Genomic DNA, 18,470 nt, shown 5'->3' on the forward strand with positions numbered 1-18,470 from the left:
CACCCCCCTCCCGCAAACCCTCTTCCCCCCCCCCCCTCTCTCCCTCTCGGCCGGCCCCCCGGCGCACCCCCCCCGCCCAACCCCGCCCCCGGCCCGGCGCGCGCGCGCCCGCGGCCCGGGTCTTCACGCTGCTCGGCTGCGAGGTCGTGGATCGGGGCGGCCATTGGTTCACCGCCCGGGTGGAGCCGGGGAGCGCCGGCTACACCGACAACGTCCTGTACGCCTCCGAGGTGACGCCCGAGCAGTGGGCCTTCGAGACCGAGTTGGCCTCGCGGATCGACGCCGGCGGCGAACTTGCCGCGACGGCTGCCACCTGGACGGACTCCCTGCGGAATCGGCCGCAGTACTCGTACCACTTCGGCATCCGCCTGGGCACCCGCGCGGCCTTGGAACAGGCGGTACTCGACATCGAGGACGCGGGTGCGAACGACCCCGAACTGGCCGGGCGCATCGCCGTGTCGGGCGTCTACCGCCCCGAGGACCCGGACGCGGCCACCGACACGATGATGCAGGTCTTCGTCCGCACCGACGTCCTGGCCTGCGGACTGCTGACACTCGGGCAGCACATCGAACTCCAGTGGCACGTACCGCAGTAGGGCGGTGAACCCGACGACGGTCGCCGGCCGGCGCGCTCCGGCGGATCTCGTCGCGCGTCGGCGCCGCCCGTTCCCGCGTCCCTGGGCTCAGCCGGTCCTCGGCACGCGGGTGTTGCTGGACTCCCGGACGACGAGCTCGGGTTGCAGGACGATGCGCCGGTGGCGATGCCCGTCCGCGTCGTCCGAGGTCTCTTCGAGCAGGAGCTCGGCGGCGGTGCGTCCGATGAGGGCGGCCGGCTGGCGTACCGAGGTCAGGGGTACGGCGGCCGCGGCGGCGAACTCGATGTCGTCGTAGCCGACCATGGCGATGTCGTCGGGGACGCGTACCCCCGCGCCGTACAGCGCTTGGAGCACGCCGAGGGCCATGAGGTCGTTCGCGCAGAAGACCGCGGTCGGGCGGGAGGCCAGCCCCAGCAGGCGGGCCCCGGCGTCGCGGCCGGAGGCGACGTCGAGGTGGTCGGAGGTGATGTGGACGAGGGCGTCCGGCTGGAGGCCTGCGTCCGCGACCGCGGTCCGGGCGCCCCCGAGGCGGTCGCGGACCTGGGGGAGCCGGGTGGGGCCGCCGACGAACGCCAGGTGCCGGTGTCCGGCGTTCAGCAGGTGCGCGGTGGCCATGGTGCCGCCGCGGACGTCGTCGACGGAGACCGAGCAGCCTTCCTCGGCGGGCAGCGAGCGGTCCACCAGGACGAAGGGGATGCCCTTGGCGCGCAGCGCCTCGACGGTTCTGCCGCTGGAGTCCGCCGGTGTCACCAGCACGCCGCGGATGCGCTGCTCGGCGAAGAGGGAGAGGTACTCCGTCTCCTCGGTGGTGCTGCCGGCGCTGTTGCAGACCATTACGCCGAGGTCGGCGTCGCGCAGCGTACGCTCGGCGCCCTTGGCGACCTCGGCGAAGAAGGGGTTGGCCAGGTCCAGCACCAGCATGCCGACCAGGCGGCTGCGGCCGGCGCGGAGCTGGCGGGCGAACTCGCTGCGGACGTAGCCGAGCTGTTCTATGACCGTGCGCACACGCAGGCGGGTTTCCTCGGAGACCATCTCGGGGTTGTTGATCACGTTGGAGACGGTGCCGACGGACACGCCCGCGTGCCGCGCCACGTCCTTGATCCCCACCCTGCCCGTCGCGGGTGCGGGGGGCGTCGTCCTACGTGTCGGTGCCGGCATGCGGTCATCGTAGACGGCCGTGACCCGCGGTGACCGGGGGCCGTCGGCGGGGTGACCCGCGTCGCGCTCGGAGAAACCTTCCAGGCCGCGCCGATGCGCTGCCACCGGTGGGTTCTCGCCAGTAGCCCACGGGCGTTGACTGGAACGTGTCATGCGTACGCTTCGTCCGCACGCCGGACCCGGGTGCGCGAACGGCTTTGGGGACGCGATGACTTGCCGCGTCCCCGAAGCCGTTCGCGCAGGGGTTCAAAGGAGTTCTTCGAGCGTCGCCGGTCCACCCAGCAGCGCGGCGCCGTCGACGATGCGGCCCGCCGCGACGCGGTTGACGAACGCGGCGCTGCGTTCGGCCGCTTCGGTGGCCTCCGGGAGGAATCCGGCGGCTATCTGCCAGGCGTGGGTCATGTGCGGCCACACCTCCATCTCCACGTGCACGCCCGCGCGGGCGGCGCCTGCCGCGAGCGCCAGCGAGTCGTCGAGCAGACGTTCGGCACTCGACACCTGGATGAACAGCGGTGGCAGACCGGTCAGATCGGCGAGGACGGGCGAGACCAGCGGGTCTTCGGCCGGGTGGCCGCCCAGGTAGTGGGTGGTCATCGAGTCGTCGGCCCCGCCGAGGGCGAGGTCCGCCTCCGCACGGTCCACCCAACTGCCGGATTCGTAACGCTGCTTGCGCTGGTCGAACACCCCGGCGTACAGCATCCCGGCCAAGGCGCGCGTGTCGCCCCGTGCGGTGCGGCGCAGCAGGACGCCCATGGCCAGGTTGGCGCCCGCGGACTCGCCGGCGACCACGACGCCCGGGGCCAGCGTGGCGGCGTACTCGAAGGCGGCCTCGCAGTCGTCGAGGCCTGCCGGGTACGGGTCTTCGGGGGCGAGCCGGTACTCGGGCAAGACCACGCGCGCCCGCGTGCCGAGCGCGAGATGTGCGCCGATGGCCCGGCACATACCGGCCGTCCCGGAGAAGAAGGCACCGCCATGCAGGTAGAGGATCACGAGGTCGTCGCGAGCGTCGTCGGGGGTCATGAGGTACGAGCCGTCCCGCAGGTCGCGCGCGGCTTCGTCGCGGACACCCGGGAACGGCCGGTACATGGCGGCCTGTTCCGCCGCTGCGCGGCGGTCGGCGGCGCGGTCGGCAGGCGGGTTCGCACGGCCGCTCCGGATGATGCTCTCCATCAAGGCGAAGGCTTTGCTGGGCATGGCCGGGCTCCTCGGTTCGGTGCTGCGGGTCTGCTGAGCGTTGCGCCGCCGATGCGGACACCGGCTGCTTGAAACGTTACATATCCTGGTCCCGGTGACCGACGGCGGGCGGGGTCTTCGGTACGTTCGTGCGGTACCAGCGACAAACCGGCGGTCGTCGGCGGTCGTACGGCCCGGCATCCGTACCCGAAGGGCGTGGCCCGCCAGGCGCAGATTCCCGCCGCCTTCGGGCGCGACCGCTCCGGCCAGGGCGTTTGCCGCGCCGGTAGAGTATTCCTGTACAGGAAATATCCGCCGACTAGCCACCGCAGGGACGGACGCGTTGACCGAGACCGCCGAGCCGCGATCCTGGCGCGGCCCCAAGACCTCGCAGCGCCTCGCCCACGCGCTCGCGCAGCCGATCCTGTCCGGGGCGGTGCGGCCGGGCGACCGGCTGCCGAACGAGCAGGACATGATGGCGCTCTACGGCGCCGGCCGGCCGACGGTACGCGAGGCCCTGCGCCTCCTCGAAGCACGCGGCCTGATCATGCTCAAGACCGGCCCCGGGGGCGGCCCGATCGTACGCCGTCCCGCCAAGGCGAGTCTCAGCGAGGCACTGACCCTGCTGCTCCAGGTCGAGGGCGCCTCGTTCTCGGACGTGACCGATGCGCGCATGGCGCTGGAGCCGATGCTCGCGCGCCGCGCCGCCGAACGCATCACCGACCGCCAGATCGAGGAACTGGCCGACTCCGTCGCCAAGTTGCGCGCGAGTAGGGGCGACCGGGAGGTCTTCGCGACGGAGAACCAGCGCTTCCACACGCTGATCGCCGAGGCCGCGCAGAGCGTCGTCCTGGACGTGTTCGTCAGCACGCTCAAGACGATCGCCGACGGGGTGCGGGTGGGCGTCGAGTACTCGGCGCGCAAGCAGGCGGCCGTCGCCGACGCGCACGAGGCGATCGTCGACGCGGTACGTGCTCGCGACCCCGAGCGCGCCGAGGCCGCGATGCGCGACCACCTCGTGGAAGCCGAACGCTACTGGCGGCACCGCTACCCGGAGCTGATGACCCGCCCGGTGCGCTGGACGTACTGAGGCCCTCGCACTACGGCAGGGGGCGCGGTCGTCTCCTTCCCGCACACCCGTGTCGCGGGAATCCGGGCACCGCTGGATCCTGACCCGACCGGTGCCGCGTACCGCCGCTTGTGGTCGCGCCGCTGCCCGCGTTGCCCGGCGCGCACCTACCGCTGAGCGCGGGGACCACCTTGCCCACGGCCTGGAGCAGGGGGTGGTTCCACGGGGTGGCGGCACTGATGCACGCCAGAAGGCCGCCGCCCCCGAGTAGGGGGCGGCGGCCTTCCCGCATCGCGGCCGACAGTAGGTCTCGGCTCCTACTTCAGCCCGAGGCGGTCCATGAAGATATTTCCGGCGTTGTAATGCTCAATGCCGGTCACCCTGTCGTTGTAGATCGCACCGGTCAGCGACTCGGCGTAGGCCCACAGCGGCACATCGGCGACCAGCGCCTTCTGCAGTTCCGAGTAGGCCTGCTTGCGGACCGCCTGGTCGGTGCTCGCGCGCCCCGCGGCAAGCGCCGCGTCCGCCTGCGGGTTGGACCATCCGCTGAGGTTGAACGGGCTCTGCGAGTACCAGTAGCTGTACAGCATCGGCTCCGGGTCGACCGACCAGATCTGGGTCAGCGTGGCCTGGTAGTCGCGCTGGATCGCGTACTTGGCGATGTACGCGCCGATCTCCAGCGGTTCGATCCGCATGGAGACGTTGGAGAACTCCTTGAGCCGGCTCTGCATGTACTCCGCGACGGCCGCCGACGAGGGGTTCTGCGGGATGAGGTAGCCGAAGTCCACCTTCTTGCCCTCGGCGGCCAGTTCGTCGAACAGGCGTTGCGCCTCGGCCTTGTTCTGCGCCGCCTGGGTGACCGCCGGGTCGACGAACGGGCTGGTGGCGTTGAAGAAGCTCTTGGCCGGCACGTACCCGTTGTTCAACGTCTTCGGGATGTCGGCGGCGTCCAGGGCGAGCGTGACCGCCTTGCGCGCGCGTACGTCGTCGAACGGCGCCTTCTTGAGGTTGAACTGCACCATCTGGCCGCCGTCGGTCGCGAATTCGACGAGGTTCAGGTCCTTCTTCGCGTCCTCGAGGACCTTGCCGTCCGAACTGAGGAACAGGTCCGCCTGCCCGGACTTCACGGAGTTGAACTGCTGCCGGATGTCCGGGACGCTCTTGATCGTGAGCTGGTCGAGCTTGGGCAACCCCTTGTCCTTCTGCCAGTAGTTCGGGTTGCGCTCGAAGACCTGCTCGGCGCCGCGCACCCAGTTCTTGAGCACGAACGGGCCCGCTCCGACCGGGTCGGACTTGTAACTCTCCGGCCCCTTGGCGATCGCCGACGGCGCCATGATGTACGTGAGTTCGGTCGCCACGGCACGGTCCAGATTGGGGTTGGGTGTGCCGACCGCGGTGAGCTTGACGGTCAGCGGGTCGACGACCTCGGCCTTCAAGCCGCTTGCCACGGCGATGTGCACCGAGCGCGTCGCCATGTCCGCGTGCTTGTCGTAGTTCGCCTTGACCGCGGCCGCGTCGAACGGCGTCCCGTCGCTGAAGACCACCCCGGGGCGCAGCTTCATCGTCCACGTCGAGCCACCGTCGGCGGTCGTCAAGGACTCGCCCAAGTGCCCGGTGACCTGGTGCGACTTGGCATCGATGAAGAACAACGGGTCGTACAGCGCCGCCATCCGCGGCTCGTCCGCCAGCGCCACGTTCGACACCCCGAACGGGTCGAGACCGGCGGAATCCTGCACCGCCAGCATCGTGAGCTTGCCGCCCGCCTTCGCAGGCCCCTGCGAGCCGGCCTCCGACGGCCCCGCGTCGTCGTCCCCGCCTCCCCCACACCCGCTCACCAGCAGCCCGAGGGCCGCCAGGCCGAAGAGCACCCGGGCGGGGCGCCGCGCGGCCCGTCGGCTCCGGCTTCTCGATATCGCCTTGGACACGGTTCCTGCCTCCTCGTTGCACGTGCATCGCGGCCTGGCCGCGGCCGTTCCGGTCGTACTGAAGTGCGGATCCCGGCCGGCGCCGGGACCTTGAACCTGAGCAGGACGCAGACGATTGCACGCGTGCCCGATCCCCCGCCGACACGCACCGTCTTGCGAGATGAAGTGTGCACACACTAGACGTAGCGTCCAGAGAAGACACCCCCGAAGCGAATCTGTTACCTATTTTGTGTAGGTACTACACCAAGGACCCCACCGCAGCCGCCCGCACCCGCCGTCGGCTCGCTCGACTCCCCGGCCAGGACCCCACCGAGAGACCGCGCGACAAGGTGCAGCACAGGCAACAGCGGCCCGGGAGCAGCGTGGTGCCGCCAGGCGACGTACCCCCGGGCATCGGCTGGTCGGCGGGGTTGGGGGATGGCTGGGGCGTTGGGGGTTGGGCCTATGTCTACGGCGTACAGCTCGCCCAGGGTGTCGGCGTAGGCGGTGGTTCCGGCTGTCACGGGGGCCGACTGGCCGACGCGCAGGCCGCTGACCGTCCAGCGGATGCCGCCGGTTGTCGGGTCGCGGGCCACCAGCCGGTTCTGGTCGCGCCTGAGGAGGCTGCCGTCCGGCCCGCCGTAGATCCACTCGTCGTCCTCGGCCCGGAATACCCATCGGGGCGCGCGCTGCGGCACGCCCACCCTGCCCGTCCCGCATCCGCTCCCCAGCAGCGCCCCGCCCGCCAGGGCGGCGGCGAGACACAACACCCTTCGCGCGTGGGCGCGGACGCAGCCTGATGTGTGGTGTCGATCATGGTCCCCCCAGAACCCGCGCATCTGATCGGACGACCGGTGCGTCCGGCCACAGGGCCACGCAGCTTCGAGGGCACGGCGTCAACCGCACCCCCATGCGGCCCCGCGTCGGTCACTGTTCCGGCGCTGTCGTCCCGGGCACCAGGGACGCTCGCCCCGACTCGGCGGGGTGGCGTACGTTCCTGCGGGGTTGAGGCGGTGACTCAGCCTGAGGTACCGGCCGACAGGGTGTGGTGGTCTGCCAGGGGACGCAGGGTGGTGGCGGCTTTGAGGCGCATCTCGGCGTACTCGTCGGCGGGTTCGGAGGCGAGCACGATGGCGCCGCCGGCGCCGATGCTGAGCACGTCGCCCCGGAGGACGGCGGTGCGGATCACGATCGCGAGGTCGGCCGTCCCGGACGCGGAGAAGTAGCCCAGCGCCCCGGAGTAGACACCCCGTGGACCGGTTTCGAGCGAGTCGATGATCTCCATCGTGCGCAGCTTCGGCGCGCCCGTCATCGAACCGCCGGGGAAGCAGGCCCGCGCGCAGGCGACCGCGTCGACGTCCGGGCGCAGCGCGCCCCGGATGGTGGAGACCAGTTGGTGGACGGCCGCATAGCTCTCTGTCGCCAGGAAGCCGTCCACCTCGACCGAGCCGACCGTGCAGACGCGGCCCAGGTCGTTGCGCACCAGGTCGACGATCATCAGGTTCTCGGCGCGTGTCTTGGGGTCGGTCTGCAGCGCGCTGCGCAGCGCCTCGTCGGTCGCCGGGTCGGGGCCACGGGGGGCGGTCCCCTTGATCGGGCGGCTCTCCGCGACGCGGTGCCGGTCGACGCGTAGGAAGCGCTCCGGCGAGGCGCTCATGACCTGGGTGTCCGCGAACTTCAGCAGGGCCGCGTACGGTGCCGGGCTGAGCGCCCGCAGACGCCGGTAGTACGCAGCGGGGTCGGCGGGGGCGGGCGCGGTGAGGGTGTCGGTCAGGCAGATCTCGTAGCTCTCGCCCTCGGCGAGGCGTTGCCGGCACGTCGCGATGTCCGCAAGGTACTGGCGTTCGGATCTGCGGGGCGTGGCACCGGACATGCCGGATGCGGACGGGTCGGGGGGAGCGGTGGCGTAGGCGGTCGGATCGCCCGGGGCGTCCGGATCCGTGGGTTCAGTGGGGACGGCGGCATCGGGAAGGCCGGTCAGTGACCGGGCTGTTGCGTCCAGCCAGGCCTGCGCGGCGGCCTGGTCGGCTTCGTCGCCCGCATCGCACAGGGCGACCGCGTACGTGCGGCGCTCCTGGTGGTCGACGGCCACGAAGCGGTCGCAGAACATCCATTGGGCATCGGGTCCGGCGGCGATGTGCCGGTTCGCCGACGCGCCGCAGTCGGACTTGAGCTCATAGCCGAAGTAGCCGACGTAGCCGCCCTGGAAGTCGAACGGCAGGTCATCGGACGGTTCGACGGTGCGTTCGCGCAGGCGCTCGGGCAGTACGTCGAAGATGCCGCCGGGCCGCACGGTGGCGCTGAACCCGGGTCGGTGTACGGTGACTTGGTCGTGCCCGACGGTGTAGTCGAGGAGTTCGCCGCGCGGGCCGGAGATGTCGCCGAGGAACGAGAACCGCCCGGCCCGGCTGTCGGTGCGCGCGCTGTCCAGCCAGAACACCGGGTGCGGATCGCGGTCCCCGTACAGCCGGTCGAATACAGCCTGGGTGTCCACCTCCCGGGGCAGGCTGGTGCTGCGGATCCTGAGCGGCGGTACGACAGCTGGTGACGTCACAACCGTCGGCTCCGGCGCCGCGACCGGCCTCGGGATCTGACCCGTGGGCGTGGGGGAGGAGATGGGCGCGGGCGTAAGCCTCGGCGCGGTCGGGAGCGGGGCGGCGGACACGGGGCGAACGCGTGGAGGTACGGCTGCCGCACGAGTCGTCCTGGCTCGGCCTTGATTGGCAACGCCCGCCAGAACACGGAAGTTCGCCACGAGCTGCGCGCCGTGCTCGGATGCCACCGATTCGGGGTGGAACTGCACGCCCCACCACGGCAGAACGCGATGGCGCACGGCCATGACGACGCCGTCCTCCGCGCTCGCGAGCACGTCGAGTTCCGGCGGAAGCGGCTCGGCCAGGCACAGCGAGTGGTAGCGGACCGCGGTGAACCCTTGCGGGATTCCGGCGAAGAGGCCGTCGCCGCTGTGGGTGACCGTGCTGAGGTGTCCGTGCCGGGGGTGCGGCGCCGGTACGACCCGTGCCCCGGCCGCCGCGCCGAGCCCTTGGTGCCCCAGACACACCCCGAGCACCGGAATGCCGCCGTGCTCGAAGACGGTCGCCGAGTGCCCGAAGTCCGTTGCGCGGCCCGGTTGTCCGGGCCCGGGCGACACCACCGCGGCGTCGTACGCGTCGAGATCGAGCCCGCTCCAACGGCTGTCGTCGTTGGTGACCACGTCGGGTTCGCCCCCGAACACGGATGCGAGCAATTGGAAGACGTTGTAGGTGTAGGAATCGTGGTTGTCGACCAGCAGGACCCGGGCGGCGTCGGTCATTTGATGCCGACCACCATGGACTCGGGACCGGCCAGGTGCTCGCTCCGCGTCTCTCGGAAGCCCACTTCCTCCAGGAGCGCACGGCACTCGGCGGCGGTGCAGGCCGCGCCGCCCGGCGTCTCGATGAGGACGTTCAGGCTTAGCAGCAGTGCCGTGGCGTTCGTCCGCCGGTCGTCGTCGAGGAACGACTCGAAGGCAACCAGCGCCCCGCCGTCGGGCAGTGCCGCGTACGCCTTGGCGACCAGGTCGCGCTTGGCCGCCGCGTCCCAGTCGTGCAGCATGTGCCCCAGCACGAGCACGTCGGCGTGCGGGAGTTGATCGGTACGCAGGTCGCCGGCACGGAAGGAGACGTGTTCGGCGAGACCCGCTTCCGCGACATCCTCCGCGAACACCTGTGCGGATGCCGGTAGATCGAATCCGACGCCGGTCAAGTGCGGCTGGTCGAGGAGGAGTCGGCGCAACAGGCCGCCGTCACCCGCCCCGATGTCGGCGACGGTCCGGTACTGCTTCCAGAACGTCGTCCGCCCGGCCAACGCGTCGATCGACGGCATGGAGAGCTGGGTCATCGCCCGCTGGAAGAGGCGGGCGCGTTCCGGGTCCTGGTAGATCGCCGAATACGTGTCGCCGCTGTCGCGCCCCTCGTTCTGCGGTCTGCCGGTTCGGAGGGCGGTGGTCAGTCCTCCCCAGAATCCGTAGAGCCTGGTGTTGGCCATCGCGAGGCCGTCACCGATGTACGTGGGCTTGCCGCGGTCCAGGAAGTGGTCCGTGAGTGCGGTGTTCGCGTAGCGGCCGCCGTCGCGTTCCAGGAGCCCGAGCGCGACGAGGGCGTCGAAGAAGTCGCGTGCGGAACGCCGGTGGATGCCCAGCGTCTCGGCCAGGGCGTGTGCGTCGAGGCCGCCCTCGCGGGCGAGTTCGTCGAACACGCCCAGTTCGACCGCGCTGAGGAAGGTCTTGGAGGCGGTGAAGCCGAGTCCGAGTTGCACGAGGTAGTCGGGGGACATCGCCGGGGCGGCGTCCGACGGGCCGGTGGGCATGGCGAAGGAGTCCTTGCGTCGGTGGCGGTGGCGGTGGCGGTGGCGGTGGCGGTGGCGGAGCGAATCGGATCGGATCGCGTGGCGGAGCGGCTGACGCGGCGGACCGGAAGCGGGCCTCACGCGAGAGCGGCCGCCTGCGCCTGGGCCTCGGCGTCGTGGCCGTACGTCTCCGCGAGACGCGCGATCAGGTCCTCGGGGGCGAGACTGGCCGCCAGTTCGGCGCCTTGCGGGGAGTGCATGAGCGACGCGTAGTCCCTGGACTGCGCCTGGACGCGGGCGGTGCGCGGCCCCCGCAGGGAGTGGAAGCGCCGCAGTGCTTCCGGGACGCCGATGCGGCCCGCATGGCCGAGCAGCGTGGCGAGCGCGACCGCGTCCTCGATGGCCTGGCAGGCACCCTGGGCCTGGTGCGGCAGCATCGGATGGGCCGCGTCGCCGATCAGGGTCGTACGGCCCGTGCTCCATGTGGCGAGCGGGTCCAGGTCGTACAGCGGCCACCGGTGGAACCCGGGGCAGGCGAGGACGGTTGCGGCCACCTCCGGGTCCCAGCCCGCGAAGGCGTCCGCCAGGTCCACGGACGGGACACGCCCTGGTCCGCCGGACGCGCCCGACCGACCAGGCCTGCCGGCCTCGCCGACGCCGTCAACCCGGTCATCCGCGTCAACCCCGCCGCCGCTGTCGACCGCGTGGTCCCCGGCGACGGCCGACGGCGTAGTGGTCCCGGGCAGTACCGCGACGACGTTGAGGAGCCGTCCCGCGTCCATCGGGTAGCACAGGAAATGCCGGTCGCGTCCGATCCACAGCCTGACGGCCGTCTCCGAGCCCCGGTCCGCCGGCCCGCGGACCGCCACGCCCCGGTACGCGTCCATTCCCGAATGCCTCGGCGTACACCCGGGGTTCGTGTGTTCGCGCAGCACCGAGCGCAGGCCGTCGGCGCCGACGAGCACATCCGCGTCGACCGACGATCCGTCGGCGAACGACGCGCGGACCCGGTCCTCGAACTCCTCGACGCCCGTGCACCGGCTGCCGGTCCGCAGCACCCCGGCGGGCAGCAGGGCGGCCAGCATGCGGCGCAGGTCCGCCCGCCGCAACGTGTGGTGGTCCGCACCGAACCGCTCGGCGTACCCGGGGCGCACAGGGACCCGCAGCAGTACGTCGCCGTCCCGCCAGCGCAGGAACTCCATCGACGCGGGTCGGCACGCGGTGTCGCGCAGCGCGGGGCCCACTCCGAGGCGGTCGAGAAGGCGTACCGCGTTGGGGCTCAGTTGCAGACCGGCCTCGCCTTCCGAGGGCTCGGCCGCCTGTTCGTGGACGCTGACGGCCAGGCCGGCCCGGTGGGCGGCGACGGCGAGGGTCAGGCCCGCGATGCCGCCGCCGACGACCGCGATCCGCGTCACAGCGCGCGCCCGGCGAGCACGGCGGCCAGCACCAGTGCGGCGAACGGGGCGTTCGAGAGGAACGCCCGATGGCACACCGCCGGGTCGGCGGTGTCCAGGCCGCGGAGCTGACGAGCCAGGTGAAGTCCGGCGACCGCGAGCAGCGGCCAGAACAACACCCCGAGGCCGGCCAGCGCGCCCGCCACGGCGATGCCGACGACCGTGGCCGCATAGAGGGCGGCCACCAAGGGCACGGTGCGGTCGCCGAGACGGACCGCGGCAGAGCGTACTCCGGCGATCTTGTCGGCCTCGCGGTCCTGATGGGCGTACACGATGTCGCAGCCGATCGACCAACACACCAGGCCCAGGTACAGCGCGATTCCGGGGGCGCCAAATTCACCGGTCGCCGCGACGCACGCGACCGGTACGTAAATCGTGAGCGTGAAACCCAGCCATACGTGCGGCCAGTTGGTGATCCGTTTCATGAACGGATAGGCGATCATCGGCACCCAACTGGCGGCCGTCAACCAGAAGACGGCCGTCCCCGCCACGAGCGGGAGCGCCAAGGCCACGACCATTTGTGCGGCGAACAGCAGCCACGCCCCGCGCACGGTGATCCGCCCGGCGGCCAGGGGCCGGTCGGCGGTACGCGGCACCTGTGCGTCGAAGCGGCGGTCGACGATGTCGTTGACGGTGCACCCGGCCGCACGCATGAGCGCCCCATGGCCGAGCACGAGCACCAACAACCACGCTTGAGCCGGGAGTTCGGCGGTCAGCGCAAGGGCGATCCAGCCCGGGAGCACGACGAGCCACGTGCCGATCGGCCGGTCCAGCCGCATGAGTTCGAGGTACGGGCGGATCCGCGCCGGGGCGCGGCCGACCCAGCGTGCCGCGGCCCGGGGCCGGGTCGGCACGGGGACCGCGGCGGTTCGCTCGCCCGCAGTTCGCTCTGTTGCCGGAGTCGTCGACGTAGGTGGAGTCACGGCGCGCCCTCGCGGTCCCCGTCGTCGCGGTTTCCGTTGTCAAGCGCCCCGACGAATTCCGGGACGCCGGACCGGAATTCTCCGGATCCGAGCGGTCGGATATCGGAACGTACGAATAATTGGTGGGCCAAGAGAGTGCCCGCGCCCATCGCTTCCATCGCGCAAAAACCCCGGCCGTCCGTGCTCCAATGTTTCCGGTGAAACGTAGCGTATCGTTCCTTGCAAAGCGAAAGTCCCACCGGAATTCCGGGCCCTGGACATGAGGCAACGGGGCCTTTGTCAGGCGCCGTTCGCGCGACACGCACGGCTAGCGGAATACCCCGAATGGCCCACAGGCTCGTGGAGTGCGGGGAACCGTCCGAGCCGTGACGCGCTGCAGGTGTGCGCCCGGCGCTACCCGTGTGCGCCGCTTGGGTGCGAGTTCGCCGGGCATGGACACCCACGGGTACCCGCGCAGCTCGCCTCGATCTCGTGGTGGTGGCAGTTGGACGGCGGCTTGCCTGGCGCGGGACGGGACACATGAGGCGCATCCGGTCCGGCGCGCGCGTCCCTCCTGAAGCGTCGGGCCGCCCCGAAACTCCCGCACCTCCCGAAATCCTCGGCATCCCTGCCGCCCCTGGGCGCCTTCCGGTGTTCGGGCACCTCCCCCGCCTGGCCCGCCGCCCGCTGCAATTCCTCTGCGGCCTCGGGGATTTCGGGCCTCTCGTCCGTCTCGACCTCATGGGCTGGCATGCCGTAGTGGCCACGAGCCCGGAAGCCGCGCACGATGTCCTGGTCTCGTAGGGCCGACACTTCGACAAGGGACGGCTGTTCGACCGGCTCCCCCCGGTCCTGGGCAACGGCCTGATCACCTCGAACGGCGCGTTCCACGCCCGGCAGCGCCGACTGGTCCAGCCGGCCTTCCACCACCGTCGTCTGGTCGGGTACACCGAGACCTTGGCCCGCGCCGCGGAAGCCCACGTCGCCTCCTGGCGCGACGGGGACCACGTCGAACTCCACCGCGCGCTTATGGACCTCACTTTCGCCACCGCCGCCGAGGTCATGTTCTCCGCACGATCCACCCGACCCGCTGAAGACACGCCCGTCGCCCGCATGATGGCCGATATCAACGCGGGCATCCTCCCGCAGGCGTTGCTGCCCGCACCTCTGACGCGGGTGCCTTTGCCGGCCAACCGTCGCTACCGTCGCGCTATCGGCGAACTGCACAACGTCATCGACGAAACCGTCAGCCGCTACCGCGTCCACGGCCCCGAGCACGACGATCTCCTGTACGCCCTCACCGCCGCCCGCGACGAAGACGGCCAGGCCATGCCGGACGCCCAGATCCGCGACGAGGTCGTCAACCTGATGCCGGCCGGAGCCGAGACAACGGCCACCGTTCTGGCCTGGGCCTTCCACCACATCGCCCGGGATCCGGACGTCGAACGCCGCCTCGCCGACGAGGTCGCCGAAGTGCGGGGCGACCGCCCGCCGCGACACGCGGACCTCGACCGACTGACGTACACGCAAAGGGTGTTGCGGGAGACCGCCCGCCTGCACCCGCTGGCGCTGATCATGCGCCGCAGCAACGCCCCCGCGGTCGTCGCCGGCATCCCGGTCCCACCCGGGGTCGAGTTCGTCGTCAGCCATTACGCCATCCACCGCGACGCCCGCCTCTACGACGATCCGCTGGCCTTCCGCCCGGAGCGGTGGCTCGCCCCACAGTCCGCCGCGCTGCCCAAGGGCGCGTACGCCCCCTTCGGCTCAGGGGCCCGAAAGTGCATCGGTGACCACTTCGCCTGGCTCTCCATGACCGTCGTCGTCGCCACCGTGCTGCGCCGCCACCGTCTGGTTCCGGAGCCGGGCCACGCACCCCGTGAGGTGCCGGCCGCCCATCCCCATCTGGACCGTCTTCCCATGACGGTCCGCCCGCGGCGCGCACGGCCCGGCGGGCGGGGCGTCAGAGGGCTGCCATGACCAGGGGGCGCAGTCGTTCGGTCAAGGTCTCCTCGGAGACGGCCTGATAGAAGGACGGAGCGCCCTGCCCGACCTGGTACGTGAAGGCCGCCGGGCAGCCCACCGCGGCGCCTTTGGGATCGACGGAGTCGCTGTCGATCTCGACCGCGGCAACCTGCCGGCCGGTCTTCAACTCGTAGACGGTGAAGGTGTACGTCGCCGCGTACAGGTCCACGTTGGGGATGGTGTCCGTGCACTCTCTGAGCAGGGTGTCACCGCGCTTGCGCACACCGGTCTCACACACCAGCAGTTGCGCCCGCGGCACTTCCCAGTCCCAGCGTGTCCTCGCCTTGTCGTACGCCACCCACTCCCGCGGCAGCGAAGAAGTGGCCTCGCCGACGGTCAGGTGGGGTGGTGGTCCGGCGTACGGCGCCGCCGCCGGGTCGGGGAAGGTGAATTCGAGCGCGTCCCCGCAGTCCAGGTAGGGGAGCGTGCCGGTCGACGGGGTCCCCGTGCCTGCCGACCCGGACAGCGGGGGAGGTGTCGAGGCTTCCGGCCCCGCCGCCGAAGCCGCGGACGACGAGGTCCCGTTCGATGCCGTACAACCCGTCACCCCGAGCAGCAGCCACGCGGTGACCACAACGACGGCTGTTCGCACCGACATACGCACCCTGTTCCTGATCTCTGACCTGTCATTTGCCACCTTTGCGCAGTTCGAGCCCGGCGTGGGCGCGTACCAATGGGTAAGTTCTTTGCGCGCTTTGTGGGTCCGGACCGTGCTCCGGGGTGCATGTGGCAGCAACAAGCTTGGAAATCAAGCGTGTTGGGGGGCGGTCCGGTGGTTCGAGTGCTGATAGAACCGGTAGAGGCCGCACAGCGACCAGGCAATGCGCGCACCGATTCCGCAGGGAGCCGCCCGTGTTGTGGACCGACCGCCGTGGCGGCGATTCCGGCGTGGCGGAGCACGCTCGGCACCGACCCCGTTGACCCCAGCCACCGTGCAGGAGGAACAACCCATGGCCGTCGGATTCTCGCTCTCCCCTGAGCAGGTCGAACTCAAGATCCAGGCAAGGGAATTCGCGCGAGAGAATCTCGCCCCGCTGGTCGATCGGGTACGCGGCACCGCGGACCCGCACGAGGCCGCGCTGCTGGTCCGGCCCGCGCACGAGGCGGCCGTCCGGGCGGGGCTGGTCAAGGCGATGATCCCCGAGGGCTTCGGCGGGTCGCTGCGCAACGGCGTCGACGTCGCCATCGTGGTCGAGGAACTCGCCACGGTCATGCCGGACTTCGTGGCGGGCATGGGCGGCGTCCTGCTGGCGCTCACGCCGGTGTACTTCGGCGGCGACCCGGAGCAGACGCAGCGGTTCCTGGCGCCGTTCCTGGCCGACGAGGGCGCGCCGCAGGCGGTGATGGCGCTCAGCGAGCCGTCCGGCACCGCCAACTTCGCCGCCCCTCCGCCGGCCGAGGGGATCCGGACGACCGCGGACCTCGACGGCGACTCCTGGGTCATCAGCGGGGAGAAGCAGTGGTCGGCGAACCTGGCTGGTTGGGACGGCAGCGGCCCGGAACTGATGGTGGTGGCCTGTCGTACACCCGGTGGTGTGTCGCTGATCGGCGTCGAACACGAGCACTTCACCGCCGACAATCTCAAACTCCTGGAAACCATGGACCTTCCCGGGCTGCGTGGCCACCTCACGCAGCGGGTACGCCTCGACGGCGTCCGCGTCCCCCGCGGCAACCTCATCGGCGCGGAAGGCATGGGCCCCGACCTGGCCCACCTGGCGTTCGCCACGACCTCGGCCGCGGTCGGCGTCATGGCCACCGCGTCCATGCGGGCGGCCTTCGACATCGCGTTCCGCTTCGCCAAGGAGCAGACCCGCGGCGGCGGCGTGCCGATCATCGACCACCGCCCGGTGGCGGACCTGCTGAGCGATGCCAAGGGCAGGATCGAGGCGACCCGGCTGCTGTCCTGGCGGGCCCTCGACGCGGTCGCCTCCGGCGACCCGGCGGGCCTCGAACTTGCCTTGCACGCCAAGGTCTTCGGATCCGAGACCGCGGTCGAGGTGATCCACGGGCTGATCCAGGTCGTCGGGGTCCAGGCGTACAACCGCGAGTTCCCCCTCATCCATCACCTCCTGAACGCGACCGCCTATCCCATCTTCGAAGGCGGCAACGTCGGCGTCCGCCGCCGCCAACTCCAAGGTGTGCTCGCCGCGGACGGCTGGAATCCGCTCACGGCGTCGGGGCTCGCCTGACAGTTGCGTCGTCGGGTTGTACGGGTTGTCGCGCCGACGCGCCCACACTCCGACACACCGCTTCCGGCCGTCGCGCGCCGCCGGGCTCGGGGATCGCTTGATGCCACTAGGGCGTGATGTCGAACGGGCCCCGAACGGGCCCGGAGCAGGCGCGGAACACCCCCGGAGCGCCCCCGTCACGGGACGCGGCACGGTCCGGGATCGGCTCGGCAGACTGGAGGCATTGGTAGTCTCGCCGAGCCTGGACGACGTGTGCATGCGGGGAGTGTTGTGAGCGATCAGCCGAAGTGGGCCTGGTGGGTCGTGGGGATCGTGATCCCCGTGGCGGGGATCGTGGTCTCGATCCAGTTGGCCACAAACTCCGGTTCCGACGACGACAAGGCGCAGTCGACGAACACCGCGCTACCGGCGCCCGCCGCCTCGGGTGGCGGAAACCCGCCCCCGGCGTCCAACTCCGCGGTCCCGCCCGCGGGGAGTGGGCCCGCGAAAGTGCTCGCCGGGCCGACGCGCATCACGCTGAGCGAGGACGCCGACTACATCGACCTGGACAGCCCCTCGCCGACCGCCCAGCCCTCGGGCAAGGGCGTGGACGCGTTCGTCGGATTCAACCTCCCGGACCTGACGCTCGGTCCGCCCCGCTCCGGCGACGTCATGGCGGTCGCCCCGTCCGAAGGCCCGGACCCGACCCGGGACGACTGTAACCAGGCCATCGCCAAGCGCGGCACCTCCTCGAGCGGCGAACTGGCCCAGGGCATGCGGCTGTGCATCCAAACCGACGAGGGTCACACCGCCTACCTGCGCATCACCAACGCTCCCACGCGCAAGTCGGTCACATTTGAGGCCACCGTCTGGGAGTGACCTGGGAGTGACCGCGGCCCGGCGAGGCCCGCCCACACGCGGAGTTGGTACGCGTGGGCAGCGCGGTTCGTCAGGTAGCCGAGTTCGTCGTTGACCAGCCGCAGCCGCAGCCGCAGCCGCAGCCGCAGCTGCGGGTCGTTGTCGGCGGCGGCCGCGGCGAGCACCAAGGATTCCGCCCCGCGGCGGCTTTCGGCCGCGTGGAGCTGGACATCCGGCCCGGCGCCGCGCCGTCGGGGAATCAGTTTGCCGCGTACACCGCCAGTTGCGCTGCCAAGTACGCGGTGAGGGCGCCCTCGTCGACCAGTTCGGCGAGTTCGGCGGTCAGGGGCATGTCCTCGGCCGGTTCGGTCTCGGCGTCGTACCACTCCGCGGAGTGCGGGCGGATCACGACGGCGAGCCACCCGGCGAGATCGCGTGGTTCGGGCACCTTCGCGTCCATCAGCGGGTGCCCGTCCTCCGGCGCGAACTGGCCGACCTCGTGCGGGAACACGTACCGCCATCCGGCGAGTTCGTCCCAGCACAGCCGCAGCCAGGCGGGCGGGTGGTCGCATCCCGGGGCTGGTTCGGGGCCGTCGTGGACCTCGATCACAATGCCCAGCACCGGTACCTCGGCGTCGGTGCCGCCGTCGGGGGGCACCGCGCAGCTGGGGGAGTGGTGGGCGACCACCGATACGTGCTCGACCAGCGGGGCGAGTGCCTCGCCGACCGCGGCCGCGTAGCCGGCGTGTGCGAGCGCCATCCGGCTCGCCTGATTCGTCGCGTGACGCTTTGTCTCCATTGTCTCCACACCCAGGTTCAACGAGCCGACGCGCCGCAGGT

Annotated in this window: 14 protein-coding genes; 5 read left to right on the top strand and 9 right to left on the bottom strand. The window is 71.3% G+C overall.

The window, feature by feature from the left end:
- The first annotated feature begins 146 nt into the window (after positions 1-146).
- Entirely contained in the window at positions 147-596 is a 450-nt protein-coding gene (locus AB0C36_RS20885; protein ID WP_358356123.1) for a hypothetical protein, read from the top strand.
- 87 nt (positions 597-683) lie between these two features.
- Here AB0C36_RS20885 and AB0C36_RS20890 read toward each other — a convergent pair whose 3' ends face one another.
- A complete protein-coding gene (locus AB0C36_RS20890) occupies positions 684-1,754 on the bottom strand; it encodes a LacI family DNA-binding transcriptional regulator (RefSeq protein ID WP_358356125.1) in 1,071 nt (356 codons plus the stop codon).
- Between the two features lie 246 nt (positions 1,755-2,000).
- The gene (locus tag AB0C36_RS20895) at positions 2,001-2,948 is read right to left on the bottom strand and encodes an alpha/beta hydrolase fold domain-containing protein (RefSeq protein ID WP_358356127.1); all 948 of its coding nucleotides are present in this window, start codon (positions 2,946-2,948) and stop codon (positions 2,001-2,003) included.
- A gap of 322 nt (positions 2,949-3,270) precedes the next feature.
- Between AB0C36_RS20895 and AB0C36_RS20900 the strand changes: the two genes are divergently transcribed.
- Positions 3,271-4,017: a FadR/GntR family transcriptional regulator gene (locus tag AB0C36_RS20900; protein WP_358356129.1), complete on the top strand. Its 747-nt coding sequence runs from the start codon at positions 3,271-3,273 to the stop codon at positions 4,015-4,017.
- 296 nt (positions 4,018-4,313) lie between these two features.
- Here the strand turns inward: AB0C36_RS20900 and AB0C36_RS20905 are convergent, their stop codons facing one another.
- The 5 genes from AB0C36_RS20905 to AB0C36_RS20925 form a co-directional block, all read right to left on the bottom strand.
- Positions 4,314-5,921: an ABC transporter substrate-binding protein gene (locus AB0C36_RS20905; RefSeq protein WP_358356131.1), complete on the bottom strand. Its 1,608-nt coding sequence runs from the start codon at positions 5,919-5,921 to the stop codon at positions 4,314-4,316.
- A gap of 997 nt (positions 5,922-6,918) precedes the next feature.
- On the bottom strand, positions 6,919-9,213 hold the full coding sequence (pabB, locus tag AB0C36_RS20910) for an aminodeoxychorismate synthase component I (protein ID WP_358356133.1): 2,295 nt from the start codon (positions 9,211-9,213) through the stop codon (positions 6,919-6,921).
- Entirely contained in the window at positions 9,210-10,247 is a 1,038-nt protein-coding gene (locus AB0C36_RS20915; protein WP_358356135.1) for a methyltransferase, read from the bottom strand. Before AB0C36_RS20915 ends, pabB begins: the two co-directional genes overlap by 4 nt.
- A gap of 116 nt (positions 10,248-10,363) precedes the next feature.
- The gene (locus tag AB0C36_RS20920) at positions 10,364-11,641 is read right to left on the bottom strand and encodes an FAD-dependent monooxygenase (protein ID WP_358356137.1); all 1,278 of its coding nucleotides are present in this window, start codon (positions 11,639-11,641) and stop codon (positions 10,364-10,366) included.
- Positions 11,638-12,534 (bottom strand): 4-hydroxybenzoate octaprenyltransferase, encoded by an 897-nt coding sequence (locus AB0C36_RS20925; RefSeq protein ID WP_358356139.1) that lies wholly within the window; start codon positions 12,532-12,534, stop codon positions 11,638-11,640. Before AB0C36_RS20925 ends, AB0C36_RS20920 begins: the two co-directional genes overlap by 4 nt.
- A gap of 900 nt (positions 12,535-13,434) precedes the next feature.
- Between AB0C36_RS20925 and AB0C36_RS20930 the strand changes: the two genes are divergently transcribed.
- A complete protein-coding gene (locus AB0C36_RS20930; protein WP_358356207.1) occupies positions 13,435-14,559 on the top strand; it encodes a cytochrome P450 in 1,125 nt (374 codons plus the stop codon).
- Here the strand turns inward: AB0C36_RS20930 and AB0C36_RS20935 are convergent.
- Complete coding sequence (locus tag AB0C36_RS20935) at positions 14,543-15,202, bottom strand: hypothetical protein (RefSeq protein WP_358356141.1); 660 nt, start codon at positions 15,200-15,202, stop codon at positions 14,543-14,545. The genes AB0C36_RS20930 and AB0C36_RS20935 overlap by 17 nt on opposite strands.
- A gap of 352 nt (positions 15,203-15,554) precedes the next feature.
- Between AB0C36_RS20935 and AB0C36_RS20940 the strand changes: the two genes are divergently transcribed.
- Both AB0C36_RS20940 and AB0C36_RS20945 read left to right on the top strand, forming a co-directional pair.
- Complete coding sequence (locus AB0C36_RS20940; protein WP_358356142.1) at positions 15,555-16,793, top strand: acyl-CoA dehydrogenase family protein; 1,239 nt, start codon at positions 15,555-15,557, stop codon at positions 16,791-16,793.
- A gap of 270 nt (positions 16,794-17,063) precedes the next feature.
- Complete coding sequence (locus tag AB0C36_RS20945) at positions 17,064-17,651, top strand: hypothetical protein (protein WP_358356144.1); 588 nt, start codon at positions 17,064-17,066, stop codon at positions 17,649-17,651.
- Positions 17,652-17,889: 238 nt separating this feature from the next.
- Here AB0C36_RS20945 and AB0C36_RS20950 read toward each other — a convergent pair whose 3' ends face one another.
- On the bottom strand, positions 17,890-18,390 hold the full coding sequence (locus AB0C36_RS20950; protein WP_358356145.1) for a hypothetical protein: 501 nt from the start codon (positions 18,388-18,390) through the stop codon (positions 17,890-17,892).
- Positions 18,391-18,470 lie beyond the last annotated feature (80 nt).

This window comes from Streptodolium elevatio (assembly GCF_040649515.1).
GTDB classification, from domain to species: domain Bacteria; phylum Actinomycetota; class Actinomycetes; order Streptomycetales; family Streptomycetaceae; genus Yinghuangia; species Yinghuangia elevatio.